Raw genomic sequence first — 23110 nt, forward strand, 5'->3', positions numbered from 1 at the left:
CATGTCCGTCATATTTCGACTGGGCGACAGTCCAACTTCCATGGGGGTACCGCACATTCGATCGTGCCCGAGGCAATAGGGTGTTCGGCATGGGCTCCGACCGTTTGTATTTTCGTCAGCTGCTCGCTGGACGCGACTGGGCCGTCGGTGATCCGATCGCCACCCAGATGCGGAACTTCGCGTACCTGATCGGTGATCGGGATACCGGTGACTGCGTGGTCGTCGACCCGGCGTACGCCGCCGCGGATCTGGTGGAGATCGCCGAGGCGGACGGTATGCGGCTATCCGGCGTGCTGGCCACCCATCACCATCCCGATCACGTCGGCGGCACCATGCTCGGCTTCACGCTGAGCGGGGTCAAGGAGCTGCTCGAGAAGGTCGATGTGGCGGTGCACGTCAATGCCGAAGAGCTGCCTTGGGTCGCGAATGTCACCGGCATCGCGCCGAGCGAGCTCACCGGGCACGCGCATGGTGACAAGGTCGCCGTCGGCGGCTTCGAGATCGAACTGCTGCATACGCCCGGGCATACGCCGGGCAGCCAGTGCTTCCTGTTCGACGGACGGCTGATCGCGGGCGACACGCTGTTCGTCGACGGCTGCGGCCGCACCGACTTCCCAGGCGGCAACTCCGACGACATGTTCCGCAGTCTGCGGTATCTCGCTGAGCTGCAAGGCAATCCGACGGTGTACCCGGGCCACTGGTACTCCGAGGAGCCCAGCGCCGAGCTCACCAAGATCGTCGAGAAGAACTACGTCATGCGCCCGAAGACGCTCGAAGAGTGGCAGATCTTCATGCCCAGCTGACTTCTGGTCGGCGAAGTCCAACCCCGAACGCACAGCGCCCGCCCCGAATCTCATTCGGGGCGGGCGCTTTTCAGCGTCTGAGGCTCAGGCCAGGGTACGCATCCAGCCGTGGCTGTCAGCGAAGGTACCGCGCTGGATACCGGTCAGGGTGTCCCGCAGCGCCATGGTGACCTCGCCGGGTTCGCCTCCGCCGATGGTGAATTCGCCCTCGGCGGACTTCACCGTGCCGACCGGTGTAATAACCGCCGCGGTACCGCAAGCGAAGACCTCGGAGATCTCGCCGGATTCAGCGCCCTTGCGCCACTCCTCCACCGAAATCTTGCGCTCCTCAACGGGATACCCCGAATCAGCGGCGAGAGTCAGCAGCGAATCACGGGTGATACCCGGCAGCAGCGAACCCGACAGTTCCGGCGTTACCAGCCGCGCCTGCGATCCGGTGCCGAACACGAAGAACAGGTTGTTGGTGCCCATCTCCTCGACGTACGCCCGCTCGATGGCATCGAGCCACACGACCTGATCGCACCCCTGCTCGGAAGCCTGCTGCTGCGCCAGCAGCGATGACGCGTAATTGCCCGCGACCTTGGCCTCACCGGTGCCACCGGGAGCCGCGCGCACGTATTCGGTGGACAGCCACACCCGCACCGGCTTCACACCGCGCGGGAAATACGCGCCGGCGGGCGACCCGAGCAGCAGGTACTTGTAGGCACTCGCGGGCTTCACGCCCAGCCCCGCCTCGGTGGCGAACATGAACGGCCGCAGATACAGCGACTCCTCGCCCCCGGCGGGCGGCACCCATTCGGAATCGATCTCGAGCAACTGCCGCACGGATTCGATGAACAGCTCATCCGGCAACTCCGCCATGGCCATCCGCGCCGCGGACCGCCGGAACCGCGCGGCATTGGCATCGACCCGGAAGGTCGCGATGCTGCCATCGGCCTGCCGATACGCCTTGAGCCCCTCGAAGATCGCCTGCCCGTAGTGGAACACCATGGTCGCCGGATCCATCGACAGCGGCCCATACGGCTCGACCTGCGGATTCACCCATTCCCCATCGATGTAGTCGATGGACACCATGTGATCGGTGAAGAACCGCCCGAACCCGGGCGCCGCGAGAATCTCCTGCCGACGCTCCGCCGAGGTGGGCGCGGGATGCGAGGTGCGGGTGAACTGCGCGGCAACTGTCATGCTCGGGAGTTTAATTCGCCGCCGAGAAGGACGCGCCGCCGCCCACCCACCCGCTAACCCGGGCGCGTCGCACCTGAGCAACCGACCGGTGTGAGGTGGGCCGACAAGGGCGGGCGAAAGCCGCAGCACCGATGTCAGCCAACCAATCGCAGGTACGTCATCCGTCCCTGTGCGGCGCGGTGAGCCACACTGGGATCGATGCGATCAGGCCGTGTGCGGCTCGACGAAGGGCGGGCGGATGACCTCGCACATGAGGCGGCGGCCGCGCACGTCGACCTCGACCTCATCGCCGGGCTCGAGCTTGGCGGCGGTGTCGAGCAGGGCGAGGGCGATGCCGACCTTGAGGGTGGGCGAGAAAGTGCCGGAGGTGGTTTCGCCGACCTGCTCGTCACCACGCATCACGGCCTGGCCCTGGCGCAGCACGCCACGGTCGAGTGCCTTGAGCCCCAGCAGGATTCGCTTCGGCCCGTCGGCCTTCTCCTGCTCCAGCGCGGCCTTGCCCCAGAACTCCGGCTTCTTCCAGCCCACGGCCCAGCCGGTGCGCGCCTGCAGCGGCGAAATGTCAACGGAGAGTTCATGTCCGTGCAGCGGGTAGCCCATCTCGGTGCGCAGCGTGTCACGCGCGCCGAGCCCGGCAGCCTGACCGCCCGCGGCCTGGACCTGAGTGACCAGTGCGCGGAAAACCGCTTCGGCGTCATCCCATTTCGGGAGCAGCTCGTAGCCGTGCTCGCCGGTGTACCCGGTCCGGCACACGCGCACCGGGCGGCCTTCCCACTCGGCGTCGGCGTACGCCATGTATTCCATATCGGTCGGCAACCCAAGCGCCGCAAGCACTTCCGCCGACTTAGGCCCCTGCACCGCGAACACCGCGTAGCCACGATGCTCATCGGTGACGGTGATTCCCTCGGGCGCCTGCTTCCGCAATTCGGCAACCACCGCAGCGGTATTCGCCGCGTTCGGCACGAGGAAGATCTCATCATCGCTGACGTAGTAGGCGATCAGATCGTCGATCACGCCGCCCTCGGGCGTGCAGCACAGCGTGTACTGCGCCTTTCCGGGCCGAATCCGATTCAGGTCATTGCTCAACGCCGAATTCACGAACGCCGCGGCCCCCGGACCCGCGACCGTCGCCTTCCCGAGGTGGCTGACATCGAAAAGCCCGACCGCGGTCCGAACCGAGGTGTGCTCCCCCACGGTCCCCGCATACGACACCGGCATCTCCCACCCCCCGAACGGAGCGAACGTCGCCCCGAGCTCAACGTGGACGTTGTGGATGGGCCCCTGCAACAGCTTCTCGTCGGTCACGCGCTGGAGTTTATCCGCCGCTGACCCGTCGGTTGTGATCCGGGCAATTCCCGGCAGACTGGTCATAGCAACCTGCGATAGAGTCTGCCGGAAGTTTGCAGTTGAGGGAGCACCATGCCATTCGAAGTCAACCCCGACGGCCTCCGCGCCGCCGCGGGCGCGCTTGCCCTGCTCCCCGGCGATATAGACCGCGCTCCCCACCTGGGCGCCGAACCGGTTGCCGCAAAGATGCCAGGCTCAGCGGCAGGAGCCGCCCTGTCGCAATCCGACAACCTCAGCCGCAAGGCCAAAGACCTCCTGAAGGCCCGCTTCAACGAGTTCTCCGCCACCCTCGTCGTAGCCGCCGACACCTACCGAGGCACCGACACCGACGCCGCCACCCGCATCGCCGCCCTCACCGACATCAACTCGGGCGACCCCCACGCAGGCCGCTGATGCCCACCCCACTCCAAGTCCTCACCTGGGACATCTCCGGCTACGCCACCACGGCAACCAACGCCACCCAAATCGCCGACGCCATAGTCAAAGCCTCCGGCACCATGCACGCCACCATCCACGACCTCCTCTGGCAGGGCGCAGCCCGCCAATCCGCCGAGGCCAAAGCCGACGCCGAACAAACCCAAATGCGCGCCATCGCTACGGCATACGACGACCTGGCAACAGCTTGCGCCGGAGCGGCAAACGCCATGGCCGACCTCATCGCCACCATCAAATCCATCATCCTCAACTACGTCCACCCACCGGTCTCCATCGGCGACGACTGGTCCATCGAGGGCGTAGAAGACTGGAATTCCGAAGCGGGCGTGCAACTTTCCCGCTTGGCGGGCTTGGCCTCCACCCTCTTCGCCGCTGATGCCGAATGGGGCGCGAAGATCGCCGCGGCCAACGGCGAACTCGAAGCCATGGCCCCGGCAACCGCCTTGGCCGCGGCGAACGCCGTCATCCAGGCCGACAAGAAGAACGACACCCGCGCCGACCCGGAGCGAATCCGCACCTCGGCGGCGGCCTTCCAGCAGATGTTCGGCCATCCGCCGACGAGCCCGACCGACTGGGCGACCGCGGAAGTACTGAACCCGAAGAGCTACGACCCCAAATACCAAAACATCGGACCCGAGATCAAAGTCGTGCGCATCAACCCCGTTCAAGGGCAGGGCGTTGTCCGGGCGGCCGAGTACATCGAGCGCGGCGACGTATTCAACTTTCCCTCCTGGGATCGCGGTGACGGCCGCACCAACGATATGAATTTCGATCCGGAACATGCCCGTGTGACCACATACGTCGACTACGAGAACGGCGTGGTGGTCATGCGCCAGAACCCCTCCGTGACCAACCCGTATTTGGGCGATCCGGAGGCGAAAGTGGCCGAGCCACAGGCAGATGTCTGGCAGGCCGGCGACGGCTCGGTGCGGGTGCAATACCGCTGCAAGAACCCTTTCGCCGCACCGGATGCCCTCGATCCCTGGGATCACTCGGTCAACGGTGACCTGGTCTTCTCCCCCGGTTCGGACGGTGTTTCGGTGAACGGTATTCGCACCAACTATCCGTGGCTGGAGGTCTACCAAGACGCTCCCAACGGCGCGTCGCACACCGTCGCGCTGGAGAACGCGAAAACCGGTGACGCGCTCGGCCCGGCTACGAATCTGCCCGACCACCACAACGTAGGGTTCGGTGCGAACGCCTTCCGGCCGTTCATGGAGTACCCGTGGTCCGGCGGCGACTTACCGCCGGCCCGTGACTACCCGGGCACCGCCGCCGGACCGGTCTCCAATCCACCGATGGTGCATCAGATTCCACTTCCGAAGGGGGTCGCATGAGCACAACGCGCGCCGCAATATCCGCCGGACCCGGGTATTGGCGATCGGCGACGCTATCGCTGCCGGTGGCACTGGTTGTGCAGTACGCGCTCGTAGTCGCGATCGATGCGATCCTGGATCGAGTGACAATGGCGGCGATCGCGGCAAGCGTCATCATGTTCGGTGCCGCCCTCGCGTTCTCTCGTTCGACGACGCCGACCATCCGAGGTTGCGCTCCCGGCATCATCGCCGCGATCGTGTGTTTCTGGGCGGCAGCATGAATACCGCACCGGCAGTGACGAATTCACGCACCTGGTTCGGCCCCGCCGGCTTCATCGCCGCCGTGGCGATTTGCGCGATCGGCCTGTTCTCCTACCGCCACTACCGAGACGCGATGACCGATCACGCCATCTGGTCACTCGCCTACCTGCTGATCTGCGCGGGACTCCTGTTCTTCCCTGGCCGATGTCGGCAGATCGGACTGGGCGCACTGGTGGGCGGCCTGCCCGTTCTCATGGTGATCGGCTCCTACGCGACGATCCTCCTGGTCCTGATCATCGGCCCCTTCGCTTTGGTCGTCGCCGCGATCTGGTGGGCCGTACGCCGCAGGTCCACAGTGTGATGTCGGTGCGAGCAGCCTCGGAAGAGCGAACCTGGAAAGTCGCGACATTGAGTGTCGCAATACTTCTCGTCGTGCAATCAGCGATCTTCGCGACGAGCGTCGCGCTCATCGACGTGGACGGTCCCGACCTCCCATTTCGCGCGTTTCTAATCACAACCGGTATCAGCGCATTCGTTGCGGTGCTGCTATTCCTGCGAGGACCCGGTATTCAACGGCCCGTCGTATGGGCCGCAGCCGCGACCACCGGAACATGGTTTGTCACAACGGCATTCGAAGTTCTCCTGTACAGCGGAGTCGGGATCGTATGGTGACCGAGTTCGACGATCGTCAGCCGATCCATCCGGCCCGTGCGCCTCTATTCGGCAGAGCGTCTTTCGTCAGCGCGGCGATCGGCGGCTTCCTGAACGTGACATCGTTGTTCACTCTCGGCTTCGCGAACTTCTTTCTGGTGCTGTTCTTTCTGGTCGAACTCCTGGTTGTCGCCGTGCTCTACGGGATCGGCGGTAGGCCACGCCAAGTCGCCGTGGGTCTTGCGGTCACGTTCCTCAGCGCGCTGGCGTTCATCGGATTGCTGCTGGGCACAGTCTGGTTCCGCGAGCACTTGCTCTGACTGCTCAGCGCGCCGTCACGGGCTGAAGTGCTGCGAGAAAGTGCTGTTCATCCAAGATCTGGAGGGGCTGCCCCTGTGCCCGGAGATAGGCCGCGCGGTGGGCCTTGGTGGTGGTGAAGGCGGAGGCGTCGGTGCCGGTGAAGCCGTCGCCGATGACCAGGCATGTGGTGCGTTTGGTGACGTTCTTTGCGGGGGTGGCGCCGCAGGCGGCGATGATGTTCCAGGCTTCCTGGCGGGTGAGGGTGGTGAGATCGCCTGTGAAGACGATGGTTTGGCCGTACAGGGGGTGGGCGGGGTCGGTGCCGGTTATTTCCGGGAGCACCAGTTCCTCGCGGGCGAAGAAGGATCGGCGGGGGCGAGGGGTTTCGGTGTGGAGAGTCTCCGAGCGGCGGGCTTCCGCTCGGCGCGCTGTGGCTCGGGGGCGGTAGGGGCGATCGGTTCCGAGACGTTCGAGATCGCCGAGGGAATTGATTCCGGTGCGGGCGGCCAGGGCCAGGACGATGTCTGCGGCGGCTGTGGCATCGGCTGCCGCGTCGTGGTGGGTCAGTAGCGAGATGTCCAGTGCGTCGGCGACATCGGGGAGGCGGTAGCTGTCGAGGTCGAGGTGCCGCCTGGACATTGCCAGGCTGCAGCTGAAATCCCAACTCGGGGAGTCGATTCCGCTGTGGCGGCAGGCTTCGCGGATCGCTCCGCTGTCGAAGCCCGCGTTGTGGGCGACCAGCGGGAGGTCGGCTACCACGTGGAGCACCTCGGGGAATCGCGCCGCGAAGACCGGTTGATCCGCGACCATTCCGGCCGAGATGCCGTGGACGCGAATGTTGTGGTGGGAGAAGAAATCCACCGACCGAGGTGGACGGCACAGCCAGGAATGCGTGGCCAGCCGCACGCCTTCGCGAACGATCGCCACGCCTACAGCGCAAATGCTGCCGCGCGACGAATTCGCCGTCTCGACGTCGATTGCCGCGAACGACAGTCCCGGCATCGTCACCGCACCACGAGTGGCAACGGACGCGCGGCAGGCCCGCCATGCTCGGCGAGGAAAGCTCTTGCCACCCGCAATGATTCGAAATCCGCCCACGAGTCGGCCAAATCAGCGATTCCGCGCGCCAAAATCAGTGCCTCCCTCACGGTTTCATCCATCCCGTACAAGAACTGCCGCGCATGCACCGGGTGCACCAACTCCGGCCATTCCGGCCGGATCAACTTATTCCCCTGCGTCTCTTGATATTCGGTGAACAGCTCGTCCACCGCATCGACCTCGGCACGCGCAGCCGCCACCGTCGCATCGAGGTCCACCACACCGCCCGTCGCAACCCCGTCGGCAACCTCATCGCACCACACGGCGTCATATCCGCCGGTGAGCGTAGCGATCGCCGCGCCCTCATCGTCCCCGACAACCCAAGCGCCCGATAGCCGCGAAAGCCCCATGGCCCGACCAACATTCACATGCCAAACAACCAACCGGTCTCCCACCTTGTCGAGCACCACCACAAGGGACAAAACGGTCTGAGTCGCACTGGTCATGACGCTCCGAGGTCGCTGCGGATGCTCTGCATCCGACACCATAGGGCATGGGTCCGACAGGTCATCGAGGGCTATTTCAAAAGTGTTCGAGATCAACAGCTTCCGACCGGCGGGTTCAGGTCGACTCGCTTTTCATGTGCGACCAATCCGCCATCGAGACCACCCGATCGGCATAGCTGGAGTCATTACGCAACGAAGGCGTTCTCACATGCCGCGCAACCGGATAGCGCGCGGTCACGGTACGAAAATCCGCGTCCGAAACCCGGCACTCCTCGATCAAGTGGTGGCTATGGATACCGATCTCGTCCAGTAGCTCCAGCGCACGCGGCAGCAATGACGGCTGCTCGATCACAGGCGCAACCGCCGTGCCAACCTCCCGATCAACCGGTCGGCCGCCAGCACCGCCGGTCGCGAATGAGTCCCCGATCTGCGCACTCGGCAACAGAAACTCCGCCGCGAAACGGTCCGCCTGGAGTTCAGCCACCCGATGACCTGGTTCAGCATCACAATGCATAACCAGATGCCCCAATTCGTGTGCGACATCGAATCGCTGACCGTGCGGATCATCCACATTCGGATCGAGCACCACAATCGGCCGGTGCGCACCCTCGAAAGAGTAGGCGGCAACCGCCGCCGTTCGAGCCGAGCCGAAAATGACGAGCACACCATGGTTCTCGACCAAGCGAACAACATGACGTATCGGCGCACTACCGAGACCCCACGCCTCGCGAACAGAGCGAGCAGCACGTTCAGGCGCGGCACTGTCCAAATCGTCGATGGCGACCGTTATTCGCGGAACCTCGATCCGAGGGAACTCCACCCGGCTCTCCAGGGTCGAAGTCACCTCGGCCGCGAGTCGCCCGTACGCGAACGCTTGATCACGGTCCAACTGCGTGGTGGACCGGAGCGATCTGAAATGCGGTGTCGTACTGAGTATCGGGTCCGGGCGCATCATCAGGAATTCCGCGGGAATCGCCAGGCCGAGCGCCAGCTCGGCCACCGCGGACGCCGGCGGACGCCGCATCCCGGATTCCCAGGCGGACACCTCGCTCACACTCCGAGCGAGCGATTCCGCGAGTTCGCTTTTGCGCATTCCCGACAAATGCCGCGCCAATGTCAACCTGGCACCGTCGAAGAAGGCCGAAACCTCCATTGCCCTTTCGACGTTCGGCGTCCGTACGGTCACTATCCAGCAGTACCACGCTCGGTTCGCTGGTCGTCTACCGGCCCGCGCAAACGCACCGGCGCATCGGGGACGGGATCCGGGCCGATCGGCGGCGGACCACTCGGCCCGGCCACGGCACTGTCCGGCGGATCGAGCAGATTGTGCTGCCACACCCAGGCATCACCGCCGCCGAGGTTGAATTGCGGACGGCCGATGACCAGTTCATGCTCGCCGGTGAATCGATCAAGACTGTGTGCGACAACGAAAGTCGGCAGATCCAGCTCCCGCTCCGCCAATGCGGCGGAGACCGCCGCCAACCCGTCGATCTCGTCGGGAGCGAAGGGATCGAAGAGCGACTGTTGACCGGAATCGGGATCGGATTGTCGCGCCACCCCCTGTTTCGTCCGGCTCTTCTGCGGCCATGGAATATGGTTGATCTGCCCGAACTTGCTGGAGGCCAACAGGAATCGACGCTTCCCATGGACCCATCCGGGGCTTCCGTTCAGACCGTCGCGAGCAACCAGGTCGATATCCAGTTCGGGCATGTCACCGAGGTCACGGATAGCCGAGTCGGGAGTTTCCTCGACCCCAGCGCTGCCCGCTCCGGCACCGAAGCGCTCACAGCTGAAAACTCGGTCCAGCCGATCACGCAGCAACGTGTATCTGGTGGTGCCCACCCAGGTTTCGTCGAGACCCGCGCGCGCCGCGTACATTTCCATCGTCTCTGCGATAGCGGACCGGTAGGCCCATCGAATCCCCGCAGTTACGCCATCGCGCTCGAAGGCCGACACGACCTCCTGCTTCTCGGTCATCCCCGCTCCAACCCGAGCTCGTCGGCGCTCGAACTCGTGGCCGCCGACTGCCTGATCGTCGAATGAACTGGGCCGCGTTGCCCTCAACCAGCAACGCTCAGAAGATCGATTCGCCAACGCCGCCCATCGCACCCCCTGCGATCGTGCTGTCAGTCAAGTATGCGTCGCAGAGCGGCTGCGATGACACAGATTCCGGCGGGAATGTGAAACGCTCACAGTCACAGGAGAACGACTAGTCGGTCCTTTGTGGTCAGTTGGCCTTGATATGACCGATCTGTGCGGCCAATTCGATGACGCGCCTGTCCTGTTCGCCGTAGCGGACGGCCATCTGGCTGTGCAGTCGCTTCAAGCGGGTGAGGGCGGCTTTGACGTCGCCGGTATGGACGTGGCAGGCCGCGAGACGGCGCTGGCAGTACATGACGTGGTCGTCGTAGGGGCCACGTTCGGCGGTCAGGTCGTCGATGAGTTCGCGGTAAAGGTCTGCGGCACCGGCATAGTCGACGCTTTCGAAGCGCAGGTCCGCCAGGCGCAGGCGGGCTTCGACGACATCGGCGTCGCGGGAGCCGAATCGGGGCAGGGCCTTGTCCACCACGGTTTGCAATTCGTGCACGGCGGGGTCGTAGCGCGAGTCATCGGCGAAATCGCGCGCGCGGCGCATGGCGCGTTGCAGATCGCCGCGGCTGAAATCGGTGGGAACCGGTGTGGGAGGGACGGTTCGCGGCTTCTCCGGCAAATTGCGCAATACGCGTGTAGGAGACACGACCGTCTGAGCGGTCCGCGATGAGCCGCCCGCAGCGACTGCCCGGGCATACATATGCGCCGGACTGAGCGGGTCACTGACCTCGGACAGCGACCCCACTCCCGTCGCGTAGCGCAGCAGCACCGAGTGCACCGTCGCCGCGTCATCGGGCCGCTGATCCGGTGATTTGGCCAGCATGGCCATGATCAACCGCGCCAACTCGACAGGGACTTCCGGCCGCTCATAACGGATATCGGGCGGAGTCTGATGAACCTGGTTCTGCCACACCACATATGGGGAGCTGCCCGTCATAACCCGGTCGCCGGTGAGCAATTCGTGCAGCACCAGGCCCAGCGCGTACAGATCCGTCTGCGGCACTACGGTTCCGCCTTCAACCTGCTCCGGTGCCATGAAAGCCGGTGTGCCCAAGGTGTGTCCGGTGCTGGTGTACCGGGTTTTGTCCGCGTCGAGTGACACCGCGAGCCCGAAATCGAGCACCTTCACGGTCCCGTCATCGCACAGCATGAGGTTCGACGGCTTCAAATCCCGGTGGTAGATGCGATTCCGATGCGTGGCCGCGAGCACCGCTGCCGCCTGCGACCCCAGCGATGCGACCACCCCGACGGGCAAAGGACCCCGCCGATCGAGCAGGTCATCGAACGTAACGCCCTTCACGAATTCCATTACCAGGTAAGGCCGTTCGGGCGTCCCCGGCTCGATCCCCGCGTCATGGATCATCGGCAGCCCCGGATGCCGCATCTGCGCCATGAACTCCGCCTCGCGGAAGAAGCGCTTGGTCCAATCCGGATCCTTGTCCAGACTCGGATGCGTGAACTTCACGGCGATCTGCCGCCGCAGGTGGCGGTCGAAGCCGTCGTAGACCTGCCCCATGCCGCCCGCGCCGATCTCACTGATCAGCTCGTACCGGCCGCCGACGACCTGCGGTTGCACCGCACCTACCTCCGTGAATTCAGGAAATCCGACACGCTACTCGCCACCGCCGCCATGTGGGGACTGTGCGGGTGGTGCCGGCTGTTGATCCGGTGGCCGCAGCAGGCCCTGCGCGAGGCCGCGGAATCCGGTGCGGACCAGGCGCTCCATGGTCGAACGTTGTTGCTGCCAGGCGGTTTCCAGCTCGGTCAGCTGTTCGAAGGCGGCACCGTAGCGACGCTGTTCGGCGAGCGGGATTCTGGGCACCGCGACCTGGTAGAGGTCGACGTGATTGCCGTCCGCCGCGTCCACGGCGGCGCGCAGGACACCGGCGAGGAAATTCGGATCGACGGCTTTGGCATTGGTGCGCACCAACTGGATGCCGGAGCCGAGTAGCGCACCGTCGTCGGCGCAGACGCGGACGGCGGGTTCGGTGCTGATCACCACGGCCACATCGCCTTTGCGGACGGTGATCGCGCCGCTGGCATCCGTGTTCCCCCAGCGTGAGGCAGGGCGGCCCAGGCGGACATCCTTCGCCGAGAGCAAAGGCGTCTCGCCGGATTCCGAGGCGACGGTCGGCGGCGCTTCGAAGCAGGTCACAGCCTCCGCGTCGACGAGTTCCTCCAGCGAAATCGCGCTGTGCTCAGCACTATTCGACTCCAGCGACGGCAGCTCCCAAATCCGCTGTCCCACCAGTGCGGTGCGCAGCGCGGAATACTCGGCCGACGGATCACCCATCAGATTGCGCGGAGCCAGATCGATTCGATCATCGAGCAGGTCGACCACCCGCACCGCATAGGGCACGGCGTCAGGGTGCGCCGGGTCCGATTCGAAACCGCGCCAGGCATTCGAGGCGAGCCCGGGCTCACCGAGCGCATCCATCAGCAGCACATGGCTCGGATGTGTGTCACTCTGCCGAAGCAGCCACAGATCCGGTGCGTCGGGCAATCCGGAGATAATGCCGCGCAGCACTCCGTTGCGCAGCAGCATGTTTCGCAGCGCACGCGAGTCGGGTCCGGTCGCCGCACTCGACGGCATGGCCACGGCGACCAACCCGCCCGTCTCGGCATGTCCGAGGCACTCCCGCAGCCACACCGCCGCCCGTTCGACCGTGGCCCAGCGCGCACGCCCGAAGTTCGCCGGATCGTGGACGACGGCATCGAATTCGTGTTCCGCGAACGAGCGATAGCCCGGATGAGCGGCGATATCCCCCGTCACGGCCTGCCTCCCCACGCGTTCACTGCCCGCACTCCCATTGCGGTCATCGGCAACCGTAGCAGCGCTCGGCAGCGAGTAGCGGATGTACGCCCCTGCATTAGTTCTCATCCTTCTCATCCGGTGCGAGCGCTCCGGCGGTGAGCCCGGTGGTCACCAATTCCGCGACGCTCTCCGCGGCGTAGGTGGCTCGGCGGGCCGCGCCGCGCAGTAGGAACAGGTGGCGGAAGGTTTCGCCGTAGCGCTGCTGCTCGGCGAGGCTGAGTACCGGAACACGCAGGCGGCTCGGATCGAATCTGATGGTGGATGTTCTGGTGGCGGAGACGTTTTCCGCGCCGGTGAGGAAGCCTGCGAGAAACCAAGGGTCGAGCCGATCCCGATCGGCTCGCAACAGGTGCACGTGTGGACCGCGGATCGACCCCGCATCCTCAGGACCGGCGACACGCGCACTGCGGCCGCCGGTTCGGTCGCTTCTGACCGCTGGGATCAGCACATCTCCGGTTCGGATTTCCACTTCGGTCTCCGGAGCGGAGTTGCTGAAGCTACCCGAGGCCGGGCTCCCGGTGGCGACATCGGGAGCGGTGAGGATGGCGCGCGAGTCATCCGCTTGCCTGCCGGTGCTCGGCGGTGAGGCTCGAATCCATTCCAGCTGGCCGTAATTCACCAGATCGGCGATGGAGACGAAGCGCCAGGACTTGGCTGTGGTGCCGGACCAGCCGCCGAGTGCGGCCGTCACCTCGGCCAGTTCGGCTGCCACGCTGGAGAGTCGGCGAATCGCGTCATCGACCTGATCCGAGACCGTATCCGAGTCCAGTGAGGAGCGGACGTATCGTGCCGGGGTCAGATCGACTTCATCGTCCAGCACCTCGACCAGGCGCACCGTGGCGGCGAGACCGGAAACTGTTGCGGTGCTGGAGTTCTCGCCGTCGAAGGCTCGCCATGCTTTCAGCGTCGACTCTGTGACAGATTCCCAGTCGATGCCTTCTGTGGCCGCCGGAAGTGCCGTCGTATCGACGAAAAGCATTGTTTCCGAGGCAGTCTCACCCGCCCGCACCGGCCTCAGTACCCAGATCTGCAGACCCACATGCCACGGTTGCGCCGCACCCGGCGCGAGTCCTATGACCGCGCGTAGCGCGCCCTTTCGCACCAGGCCCGCGCGAATCTTGCGGCCGGAGGGGCGGGTCGCCACCGCAGGTGGGAGTAGCAGCAGGGCGGTGCCGCCGGGTCGCAGGTGCGCGATGGCGTGCTGCACCCAGGCCAGCTCCGGCTCACCGCGCGGGGGTGTGCCGTAATCCCAGCGAGTGTCGAAGGCGAGCTCACCGGAGCCCCAATCGCGTTGTCCATACGGAGGGTTGCAGACCACAGCGTCGACGCGCAGATCCTCGAACGCATCGGCGGTGAGTGAATCACCTTCGCGTACAACGGGTTCGAGATCGGTCTCGGCTTCCAGTAGCAAGCGAGTGCGCTCAACCTGCACGGACAGCGCGTCCTGACCGTAAAGCTCGACCGCGCCGATACCGGCCGCCGCCAACAGGAGCGATCCACTCCCGCAAGCCGGGTCGAGCACGCTCCGCAATTTCGGCACGGAGGGCGAATCAAGCAGGGCCGCAATCAGTTTCGCGACCGGTTCCGGCGTGATGTACACACCCGTCGCCGCGGTGTCCTCCAGCGCACGCTCCGCGAGAACGTCCAGGGCGGCGCGATTACCGTCCGCAGCTGCCGCGCGCCCCAGCAACAGCAGCAGCTCGGCGACGCTGTCTCCACTGTTTACATCCGTCTCGCCGTGTACATCGATCCGACTGTGTACATCGGCTCGCTTGTCGGCGCTCCACGTCCTTTTCGAGGCCCGAAGCCCCGCCATCAGCTGAGAGAGGGCATCCGGCGTGGTGTGCGACCGCACCAACGTCCGCAACTCGGTAACCGGCGACTCGGAAACCTCAACCCCGTGCTCGACCAGCCATTCCTGCACTTCCCGCAGGTCGAACTGCGGCCGAGCCTCACTACTCCCGGCAATCGGCTTGGGAAAGTCGTCATGCCGCCGACGCCAGTTGCTCACCGTGGCACGCGTGACATCGGCCAACCGCGAAATCTCCGCGGCACTGACCGCTGAAGCGGGCTTCGACATACCCCTCCTCTCGTAAACGTTCCCCCCAGACTGCTGGACACATGAGCAAAAATCAATCACAGATTTCGTGTTGACAATGTTTTCACCGTCTCTTACGGTTTTGCATCAGCGGGACAGAGCCGAACCCGGCCACCCGATCTCCAACCCCTGAATGAAGGAAAACCCATGCGCCGCAACGCCATCGCCCTCCTCGCCGCCACCGCCATCACCACCCTCGCCATGGGTGGCACCGCCAACGCCGCCGCCACCCAACTCCACGAGGGCCAGCAGGTAGTGGGCCAGGACGTTCAGCCCGGCACCTACCGCACCGACGGCCCCCGCGACCAGGACTACGGCTCCTGCTTCATCACCTGGCTGCCGTACAAGGGCGCGAAGTCCTCCGAGCTGATCGACATCCAGTCGTACACCGGGGCTTCCTTCGTGAAGCTCAACGCCGGCGACGTGGTCGACGTCAGCGGCTGCAACTGGGTCGCCGAGTAACCCTCCGCTTCCACCCCAACGCAATCGGTCCCCGGTCAACGACCGGGGACCTCCCAGACCTGCCCAGAGGAACCTCATGTCCCACCCGAATCAGCCCTACCCCGGCCAACTCCCCCCGCAGGGCTACCCCCAGTACCAGCAGCCCGGCCCGCCGCCCAAGAAGTCCCACACGCTCCGAACGATTCTGATCGTTCTCGCGGCGATCGTGGCCGTCTGCGGCATCGGCGGCGCGCTGATGACCAAGGGCTCCTCGTCCTCCTCCTCATCCACCCCCGGAGTCGACCCCAGCAAGCCCCTCCCCGGCCTGAACACCCCGGTCCGCGACGGCAAATTCGAGTTCGTAGTCACCGAAGTCCAGTCCGGCGTAAAGACGGTGGGCGACAACCAATTCCTCCAGAAGACGGCCCAGGGCTCTTACACCATCATCTCCATAACCATCACCAACACCTCCGACAAACCCCAATCCTTCTCCCCCACAGACCAATACGTCTACGACGCCAAAAACCGCAAATTCAGCAACGACACCGCCGCCGCCATCAACCTCCAGTCCGACACCAGCCTCTACGCCAGCGTCAACCCCGGCAACAAAATCACCGCCCAGGTCGTCTACGACCTCCCCGCCGACTCGGTCCCCGACCACATCGTCCTGCACGACTCGATGTTCAGCGGCGGCACCACGGTGTCACTGCACTGACGTACTCCGAAACCCCCAGCCCACCTGGGGGTTTCAACGTTTCTGTCGGTACATCGAGCTACGTTCACCGAAAGCCGTTTCGCCCCATGAGGTCGCCCAATGGATCACACCCGCTGGACCGCAGTAACCGAATCCGCATTCGAACACGAACGCCGCGGCCTGGACCGAATCCGCGAATCGCTCCCCGACCGCGCCCCCTGGCGCGCCTGGTCCAACTTCACCTTCGCCACCCGCAGCGGCACATTGTTCGAGGTAGATCTGCTACTGGCCGCCCCCAGCGGCGTACACCTCATAGAACTCAAATCCTGGCGCGGAGCCATAGACGAATGGCACGGCGTCTGGGTTCAGCACACCGAGGACGGCTCCCGAATCCCGCACGGCAACCCGATGACCCTGGCCATCCACAAGGGCGCAGCCCTGCGCCACCTTCTATTGACTACAGGCGAATCCCCCTACTTCCGCCCCTCGATCTGCTTCACCAACGACTCCCTACGCGTAAACCTCCCCCGCCTCGACCTCCGCCACACTCACAAGGTCCCAGACCTGATCCGCATGCTGTCCCGCCCCACCCACAACGCCCGCGACATAATGACCGCGGACCGCGTGGCAGCGCTCGAGGAATCCCTCGAACTGACCGGCATCACCAGCTCAACCGCCAACTGCGGCGACCTGCACTCCCTCGTGAACCGCCTCTTCACCGAGCCCGCAGACGGCAGCTAGCCCCTTACGCCGCAGCAGCATTCATCGTCGCAATCCGCCGCGGGCTCTTCACCAACTACTCTCGCCCTGTGGCCGACACACAGCCGTCCCACCGCCGACCGCGCCGCAAAAAGCCGGTCACCTTCCGCCTGCGCGCCACAATCGCCGGCACCGACCCACCCCTCTACCGCTGGCTCGACGTCTCCTCCGAACTCTTCCTGCACGACCTCCACGAGGTACTCGGCGCATCCTTCGGCCGGGTTGACCGCGCTCACCACGAATTCCGTTGCGGCCCAACCATCGACACCCCCACCGACCGCTACATCTCCCCCGAAGCGGTAGCCGCCGGAGACCCCGCCACCCCCGAAAACCAGGTCCGCCTCGACGAACTCCTCACCACCCCCGGCGACACCCTCTACTACCTCTACGACTTCGTAGACCCCTGGCCCCACCACCTGGTCCTCACCGAACTCCTCCCCCGCACCGCCAAAACACCCCGAGCCCGCTGCACAGGCGGCATGCGCGACTGCCCCGCCGACACCTCCGGCGGCATCCCCCGATACGAATACTCTTCCCGCAGATCCATCTGGAACGACGAAGACGATTCCTTCGACCACATCACCCCGGAAGCCATCACCTCCGACTCCTACGAAGCGGAACCCAGCCCCTTCGTCATCGAAGAGATCAACTGGCACCTGAACAGCGTGTTCGGGTATGGGAGGAACGCGAAGTAGGCGCTCGCCCCGTTGATCTCGTTATTCAGACCCTCACGGATGGGCGATCAGACCGGAGAACCCGCACACCGTTCCGATCTCGCTGCGAGACTTCAGATATGACGATCGAAGCTCGGGATCGGAAGATCCTGTGGGGGCGCTCCCATAACTTGTGCGCGATCTGCAGGCAACAACTGGTCTTGGATGCGACGCCGACCGATCGCGAGTCCGTGGTCGGCGACGAGGCACACATCGTCGCTCAATCGGGTGGCGGCCCGCGAGCAGGGCTTATTCCCACCGCAGAGCTGGATAAATACGACAATTTGATCCTATTGTGCAAGGTCCATCACAAGCAGATAGATGACCAGCCCATGTTCTTCAACGCTGATTATCTGCGAAATCTGAAAGCAGCGCATGAGCGATGGGCGGCAGAGAAGTTCGAGGTCCCTGACACCGGCAACAACCGACACGGATCCAACAGCAAGGGTGAAGTAGCAGTCGAAATCGTCCGAACGAGCGCGGAAACGATTGACTGGGATCCGCAACAGTCACAGCGAGGCAATCCCACCGGACAGTACGTGGCATTTGAAGGCCGTCAAGGAATCTACTGGGCACTGGTTGGGATCCTGCTGGTCATGGCGGTTTTCGCAACGACTGGAGCGATCGCAGGCAGCTGGGCATGGCGAATCGCATTCGTCGGCTTCATCGCTATTGATACCCCGTTGATCATCGGATTTTGGACTCTGGCGATGCGGCCCATTCGACTGGAGGTTGGCACCGTCGGCGTGCAGACGTTCTTTCCGAAGAACTCTGCCTGGATGCCATGGGATCTCATCGATCGGATCGATGTGGCCCGAGTGGATGGCAACCTCGGTGTCGTAGCCTGGAGCCGGTATGCCGAGGTCTACCCCACCACCAGTGAAGAGGGCATGGGAGCGCACTACATTCAAGCGCTTGGTGCTGTCAGATTGTGCCCGCTCGGACCGCTACGAGCGGGGAGACACGATGTAGTCCGCGCCCTGCAGTTCTACGGCCAGAATCGCTGCACCTAAGTCACGACCCAATGGCGGGTTGGGTGCGAATGCGGTGAAGCGGACACCAAATCCGTTGTCTCCAAAGGCTCGCCACAATCCGCGTGGGTCGTTACGAAAGTCGGCATGCCACGGAGGTTTTGGATGGGCGCCCTGCAGTCGCGGATCCCGCAGGATTGCCCTGAACCTGACCTGGTAGACAGGGCCCATGACCATCGACGATCTGCGGGACATGGTGACGTTGTTCTCCCAGCGGCGAGATTGGGAACGCTTCCATACTCCTAAGAACCTGGTGATGGCGCTAACCGGGGAGGTCGGTGAGCTGGCCGAGATCTTTCAATGGCTGACACCTGAACAGAGTCAGGCGATTTGCGACGATGAGCTGGGCAGGGTCAAGGTCGAGCATGAGGTCGCGGACGTGATGATGTACCTGTTGCGGCTTGCGGCCGTGTTGGATATTGACCTCGCCTCTGCTGTCCAGACGAAGTTGCTGGTGAACGAAGAGCGGTATCCGGTCGAGCTCGCGCGGGGGCGGGCGGCGAAGTACTCCGAGCTCAAGTAGCCGAAGCGCCACCCGACCCGCCTGTGCTTAACCGACCATTTTCTCCAGGAACGCTTGGGTTTCGGGGTCGGTCGAGTACACGCAGGTGCCTTCCATGCCGCGGGTCAAGAGCACCTTGTAGGTGTTGCGGATCAGGGCACCGAAGTGCGCCTCCTCCGCCTTCTTGACGGCCGGGTCGTGGGAGTGTTCACGACGCGCTACCCAGCGATCGTCTCGGCGCACGAAGTCCGGCCCGAAAATGACTCCAGACCAGTCGTACTCGAAACCCTGTGCGGTGTAGATGCAGCCAACCTGACCGAAGCCTCGATCATCGGATGCCCAGTAGTAGGACTCGGGAGCTTCGGGGACCCGCTTGCCCGGCTTCGCGTTCCAGGGTCGCTTCCAGTCCCCGATCTCCACATCATCGACGAGATGCTTCCCATCGACCGTCTCTACGGGATCGCTCCAGCGCCAGCAGTATCCGGCGGCCAATCGCGCTGTGCCACCGTGCTGTTCGCGCTCGTTCAACAGCCAGGCTTCCATCGCTGTCGGATTCGCGGCGGTGGTGACACGGAAGTCGTCATCGGTGCCGGTGATCAAACGATTCCAGCTGATCGGAGGCAGCGGATCCAAGCCTAGAAGGCGGCGAACCCATTCGTCGAAGAGATCCGAACCGCCACAACGGAATTGGCCGTCCAAATGGACTACCTCGACCTTGCACTCCGCGGCGAGTGCCGCGGCGGTGATCTCGTCGAGCGAGCCCATCTCGCCCGGGCGCACGATTTGATTCTCATCGAGCAGGAAGACCGGGACCCAGGCGACGTCGATCAGCTCGTTGATCTGACGACGGGCCAGTGCGCGCTGTTCCTTTCCGGTCCAGCGATTCACGCTGTTCTCGCGAACGCGATGGGCCTCATCGCAGATCAGTACGTCGAGTTCCCGCGGCTCCGAAGCGATGTAGCTGTTGAAGTACTTGAACATCGTCTGGACACGTGGCTTCCGGCTGCCCGCGATCTTGCGCATCGTATTCGTGAAGGCGCTGGAACCGGTGGCGTGATGGACTTTTCGCCCCTGGCGAGACAGTTCACCGAGCAAGCTGAGCGCGATCACGCTCTTGCCGGAGCCTGGTCCGCCGATGACAACGACAACCGTCTGGGTCCGCTGCGCTCGGGCGGTGGCAACCGCCTGCTCCACCAGTTGATAAGCGACCCGCTGCTCATCCAGCAGGATGAACTGCTCGCGATCCTGAATCTCCTTGGCAGCCAACTTCAACAGCGGCTTGCTCGGTCCATGCGCGAATCGGAGAAACCGGTCCGCGGACTCGCGGGCCGGATCACGTCCGGCATCGACATCGAGCAGCGAGCGCAGGTGCTCGATCATCTCGGACTTGAAATCCTCGGTGAACATGCGACCGAAACGGTCGGGTCGATACTTCATGAGCGACGGAATCTCGGTGGAAGTCGCGTTGTGCAAGTATGCGATGCCGTGCACAGCGTGCGGAAGATCCGCCAGCGCAGGCGTCGAGTCCACGAGATATTGACAGTAGCCACGTACCTGCGCGACCGGATGGAGTACCGGATTCGAATAGGCGGCGATCGAAACAACATCGGCGGCAAGGAGTTCGGCCTTCGACCACTGCTTCAGCTCGACCAGCACATAACTGACCTCGCCGGTTCGGGGGTGTGCACCGCATAGGATTACGTCCACGCGCTTGGGACTGTGCGGAAGTTTGTGTTCGATCAACACCTCGACGTCACCGAGTCCGGAGTCGACCAGCTCGACCAATAGCGGTGGCAGACTGCGCATCCAGGACCGTACTTCGCCGGCACCCGCCTGATGTTCCCACTGATGCCGAGCCTGCTCGCTCAACAACTGATGCAGCCGTCCGGCCTGCGCTTCTGTCAGCAGATAGCGGGCACTTCCACGAATCAGAGCCACGTTGCCTTCCCCACCTGGGCGCGCGAAATCGACATGCGGGTGGAGGCAGCGACGAAGTGTCCTTCGGTGCCTGGCGGGCCGCGCAGATCAGATTAGCGAAGGACGCCGACAACTGGACCGGCCGGAGTGCTACCGCGCCATCTGCTCGAGGAACGCCTGCGTCTCAGGGTCCGTGGAGTAGACGCATACGCCCTTCATTCCACGCGTGAGCAACACTTTGTAGGTGTTTCGGATCAGGTCGCCGAAATCCGAATCGGAAGCGGATTTGACCACAGAATCCCAAGAGGGCTCTCGTCTCGCCTCCCATCGGTCACCTCGTCGAACGAGATCTGGTCCGAAAATTACTCCGGCCCAGTCGTATTCGAACCCCTGAGCGCTATAGATGCACCCGACCTGCCCGAACCCCCGCACATCGGTCGCCCAATAGTCGGAGTCCGGCAAACCTGGTACATTCTTGCCCGGCTTGACATTCCAAGGTCGGCTCCATTCTCCTATCCGCACGTCGTCGACAAGGCGCTTCTGGTCCCCCTTGCCGACTGGGTCGCTCCACTGCCAACAGAACCCGGCCGTCATCCGCGCCGTGCCGGACTCATTCTGATGCTGATGAGCAAGCCACGATTCCAAGGCGGATGGCGTGTTCGCGCTGCGGACAACGAAATTGTCCTCGAGATCAGCGGCCAACTGACTCCAACTCACGGGAGGGTTCGAATCGAGCTGGAGCAGTCGTTGGACCCAGACCTCGTACAGATCCGAACCACCACAACGGAACTGGCCGTCCAGTCGGACGGTGCGCACTCTGCACCCCGCACCTCGGGCGGCTGATTCGATCTCGGCAAGCGAACCCATCTCCCCGGGGCGCACGAGCTGCCTCTCGTCGAGCAGGAACACCGGAACCCAAGCCACATCGATCAATTGCTCGATCTGACGGCGCGATTGCCAAGGCATCGATGGCGCAGGTCGCCATAGGTCACTGTCATTGCGGATCCGATGCGCCTCGTCACAGATCAGCACATCGAGCTCACCCAGCTTGGATTTCTTGTAGTCGAAGAAGAATTTGAAGATCGACTCTGTGCGAGCATCACCGGCACCCGCGACCTTCCGCATGGTTTTGGTGAATGCACGAGAACCGGTGGCGTGGTTGACCGTCAATTCGCGACCAGCCAATTCACCGAGCACACTGAGCGCGATCACACTCTTCCCAGAACCAGGACCGCCCAGCACGATCACGACTGTCTTGGCCTTATCCTCGCGTGCCCGCTCCACCGCGTTCATCACCAGTTCGTAGGCCACTCGTTGCTCGTCCAGCAGCATGAACTGCTGACGCCCCCGAATCTCCGCGGCAGCTAGCTGGAGCAGCGGTTTCGTCGGTGCGTGCTTGAAGGTGAGAAGTCGGTTCGCGGCCTCATACGAACGCTCACGACTACCCGCCGCATCGAGCAGGGTACGTAAAAATTCAGTCATCTCGGACCGACTGTCTTTGGTGAACAGCCGCCCGAAATCGGTCGGATTGAACTTGTTCAGCTCCTGGACATCCGCGGATCGAGCGTTATGGAGATACGCGATGCCGTGCACGGCACCCGGAAGTTCTGCGAGCTCGGGCGTCATATCGACGAGGTACTGGCAGTACCACCGGACCTGCTCGACCGGATGCAGGATCGCGTCCGAATACCCGCTGATCTGAACCAGCTTCTCGGTCGCGTTCTCAACCCTGGACCACTGCTTCAGTTCCACCACAACGTAACTGGGGGCTCCGGTCCCCGGATGCACACCGCACAGCACAGCATCCATACGCTTTGGGCTGTTCGGGAGCTGGTGCTCGAGAAGCACCTCGACTACACCGAGTCCACCATCAACGAGGTCCTTCAGGAATTGCAACAAACTGTGCTGCCAAGAAACCAGCTCACTCATCCCGACTCGCTGCTCCCACTGCAGCAAAGCCTGTTCGGACATGAACCTAGCTAACCTGCCGGAATCGGCCGCAGCAGTCCATAGGTCCTCGGCACACCCCCGCACCAGAGCCACTTACACCCCCACCGACGCACGCGAAATCGACGAGCGGGTAAGGGCGACGTCGAGGCGATGCTTCGGCGCCCGGCGGGCCGCAGGGATCAGATTAGTGGAGGCGAGACATCAAGCGCCAGCGGCTGTTCAGCCGCTCCGTGTGAAAGTCCCGCGAAACGGCAGTG

At 63.9% G+C, this 23110-nt stretch carries 23 protein-coding genes; 12 read left to right on the forward strand and 11 right to left on the reverse strand.

Annotation, left to right across the window (positions count from 1 at the left end; translation table 11 throughout):
• Nucleotides 1–89: 89 nt before the first annotated feature.
• Nucleotides 90–803: an MBL fold metallo-hydrolase gene (locus ACFC0O_RS43705; protein WP_364644054.1), complete on the forward strand. Its 714-nt coding sequence runs from the start codon at nt 90–92 to the stop codon at nt 801–803.
• 84 nt (nt 804–887) lie between these two features.
• Here ACFC0O_RS43705 and ACFC0O_RS43710 read toward each other — a convergent pair whose 3' ends face one another.
• Entirely contained in the window at nt 888–1988 is a 1101-nt protein-coding gene (locus tag ACFC0O_RS43710) for a branched-chain amino acid aminotransferase (protein WP_375968197.1), read from the reverse strand.
• A 204-nt stretch (nt 1989–2192) separates the two neighbouring features.
• Nucleotides 2193–3293: a glycine cleavage system aminomethyltransferase GcvT gene (gene gcvT, locus ACFC0O_RS43715; protein WP_375968198.1), complete on the reverse strand. Its 1101-nt coding sequence runs from the start codon at nt 3291–3293 to the stop codon at nt 2193–2195.
• A 114-nt stretch (nt 3294–3407) separates the two neighbouring features.
• Here gcvT and ACFC0O_RS43720 point away from each other — a divergent pair, with 114 nt between their 5' ends.
• From ACFC0O_RS43720 to ACFC0O_RS43740, 5 genes are all read left to right on the forward strand, one after another.
• Nucleotides 3408–3728 (forward strand): hypothetical protein, encoded by a 321-nt coding sequence (locus ACFC0O_RS43720; protein ID WP_375968199.1) that lies wholly within the window; start codon nt 3408–3410, stop codon nt 3726–3728.
• Complete coding sequence (locus tag ACFC0O_RS43725) at nt 3728–5107, forward strand: hypothetical protein (protein ID WP_375968200.1); 1380 nt, start codon at nt 3728–3730, stop codon at nt 5105–5107. The genes ACFC0O_RS43720 and ACFC0O_RS43725 overlap by 1 nt, the downstream gene beginning before the upstream one ends.
• A complete protein-coding gene (locus tag ACFC0O_RS43730) occupies nt 5104–5367 on the forward strand; it encodes a hypothetical protein (protein WP_375968201.1) in 264 nt (87 codons plus the stop codon). Before ACFC0O_RS43725 ends, ACFC0O_RS43730 begins: the two co-directional genes overlap by 4 nt.
• A 14-nt stretch (nt 5368–5381) precedes the next feature.
• Complete coding sequence (locus tag ACFC0O_RS43735; RefSeq protein WP_375968202.1) at nt 5382–5708, forward strand: hypothetical protein; 327 nt, start codon at nt 5382–5384, stop codon at nt 5706–5708.
• Nucleotides 5709–6015: 307 nt separating this feature from the next.
• Nucleotides 6016–6318, forward strand: coding sequence for a hypothetical protein (locus tag ACFC0O_RS43740; protein ID WP_375968203.1), 303 nt, complete (start codon nt 6016–6018; stop codon nt 6316–6318).
• A 4-nt stretch (nt 6319–6322) separates the two neighbouring features.
• Here ACFC0O_RS43740 and ACFC0O_RS43745 read toward each other — a convergent pair whose 3' ends face one another.
• The 7 genes from ACFC0O_RS43745 to ACFC0O_RS43775 all read right to left on the reverse strand — a co-directional run bounded on the left by ACFC0O_RS43745 (nt 6323) and on the right by ACFC0O_RS43775 (nt 14828).
• Nucleotides 6323–7300 carry an exonuclease domain-containing protein gene (locus ACFC0O_RS43745; RefSeq protein WP_375968204.1) on the reverse strand — a complete coding sequence of 326 codons (978 nt, stop codon included), beginning with the start codon at nt 7298–7300 and terminating at the stop codon, nt 6323–6325.
• Nucleotides 7301–7302: 2 nt separating this feature from the next.
• Nucleotides 7303–7842 carry a hypothetical protein gene (locus tag ACFC0O_RS43750; RefSeq protein ID WP_375968205.1) on the reverse strand — a complete coding sequence of 180 codons (540 nt, stop codon included), beginning with the start codon at nt 7840–7842 and terminating at the stop codon, nt 7303–7305.
• A 115-nt stretch (nt 7843–7957) separates the two neighbouring features.
• Nucleotides 7958–9028 carry a helix-turn-helix domain-containing protein gene (locus tag ACFC0O_RS43755; RefSeq protein WP_375968206.1) on the reverse strand — a complete coding sequence of 357 codons (1071 nt, stop codon included), beginning with the start codon at nt 9026–9028 and terminating at the stop codon, nt 7958–7960.
• Nucleotides 9028–9819, reverse strand: coding sequence for a hypothetical protein (locus ACFC0O_RS43760; RefSeq protein ID WP_375968207.1), 792 nt, complete (start codon nt 9817–9819; stop codon nt 9028–9030). Before ACFC0O_RS43760 ends, ACFC0O_RS43755 begins: the two co-directional genes overlap by 1 nt.
• A gap of 250 nt (nt 9820–10069) precedes the next feature.
• Nucleotides 10070–11509: a protein kinase gene (locus ACFC0O_RS43765; protein WP_375968208.1), complete on the reverse strand. Its 1440-nt coding sequence runs from the start codon at nt 11507–11509 to the stop codon at nt 10070–10072.
• A 36-nt stretch (nt 11510–11545) separates the two neighbouring features.
• Entirely contained in the window at nt 11546–12814 is a 1269-nt protein-coding gene (locus ACFC0O_RS43770) for a hypothetical protein (RefSeq protein WP_375968209.1), read from the reverse strand.
• Nucleotides 12804–14828: an N-6 DNA methylase gene (locus ACFC0O_RS43775; protein WP_375968210.1), complete on the reverse strand. Its 2025-nt coding sequence runs from the start codon at nt 14826–14828 to the stop codon at nt 12804–12806. The genes ACFC0O_RS43770 and ACFC0O_RS43775 overlap by 11 nt, the downstream gene beginning before the upstream one ends.
• Nucleotides 14829–14993: 165 nt before the next feature.
• Here ACFC0O_RS43775 and ACFC0O_RS43780 point away from each other — a divergent pair, with 165 nt between their 5' ends.
• The 6 genes from ACFC0O_RS43780 to ACFC0O_RS43805 all read left to right on the forward strand — a co-directional run bounded on the left by ACFC0O_RS43780 (nt 14994) and on the right by ACFC0O_RS43805 (nt 19007).
• Nucleotides 14994–15308 (forward strand): hypothetical protein, encoded by a 315-nt coding sequence (locus ACFC0O_RS43780; protein WP_375968211.1) that lies wholly within the window; start codon nt 14994–14996, stop codon nt 15306–15308.
• A gap of 76 nt (nt 15309–15384) precedes the next feature.
• Entirely contained in the window at nt 15385–16002 is a 618-nt protein-coding gene (locus ACFC0O_RS43785; RefSeq protein WP_375968212.1) for a DUF4352 domain-containing protein, read from the forward strand.
• Nucleotides 16003–16101: 99 nt separating this feature from the next.
• Complete coding sequence (locus ACFC0O_RS43790; RefSeq protein ID WP_375968213.1) at nt 16102–16722, forward strand: NERD domain-containing protein; 621 nt, start codon at nt 16102–16104, stop codon at nt 16720–16722.
• A gap of 68 nt (nt 16723–16790) precedes the next feature.
• Complete coding sequence (locus ACFC0O_RS43795; RefSeq protein WP_375968214.1) at nt 16791–17435, forward strand: plasmid pRiA4b ORF-3 family protein; 645 nt, start codon at nt 16791–16793, stop codon at nt 17433–17435.
• Between the two features lie 98 nt (nt 17436–17533).
• Nucleotides 17534–18466, forward strand: a complete 933-nt coding sequence (locus tag ACFC0O_RS43800) for an HNH endonuclease (protein ID WP_375968215.1) — start codon at nt 17534–17536, stop codon at nt 18464–18466.
• 187 nt (nt 18467–18653) lie between these two features.
• A complete protein-coding gene (locus tag ACFC0O_RS43805) occupies nt 18654–19007 on the forward strand; it encodes a nucleotide pyrophosphohydrolase (RefSeq protein WP_375968216.1) in 354 nt (117 codons plus the stop codon).
• A 27-nt stretch (nt 19008–19034) separates the two neighbouring features.
• Here the strand turns inward: ACFC0O_RS43805 and ACFC0O_RS43810 are convergent, their stop codons facing one another.
• Nucleotides 19035–20924 carry a DNA/RNA helicase domain-containing protein gene (locus ACFC0O_RS43810; RefSeq protein WP_375968217.1) on the reverse strand — a complete coding sequence of 630 codons (1890 nt, stop codon included), beginning with the start codon at nt 20922–20924 and terminating at the stop codon, nt 19035–19037.
• Between the two features lie 129 nt (nt 20925–21053).
• Nucleotides 21054–22874 carry a DNA/RNA helicase domain-containing protein gene (locus ACFC0O_RS43815; protein ID WP_375968218.1) on the reverse strand — a complete coding sequence of 607 codons (1821 nt, stop codon included), beginning with the start codon at nt 22872–22874 and terminating at the stop codon, nt 21054–21056.
• Between the last annotated feature and the right edge of the window lie 236 nt (nt 22875–23110).

The sequence above is a fragment of the Nocardia sp. NPDC056100 genome (assembly GCF_042266325.1).
Lineage (GTDB): Bacteria > Actinomycetota > Actinomycetes > Mycobacteriales > Mycobacteriaceae > Nocardia.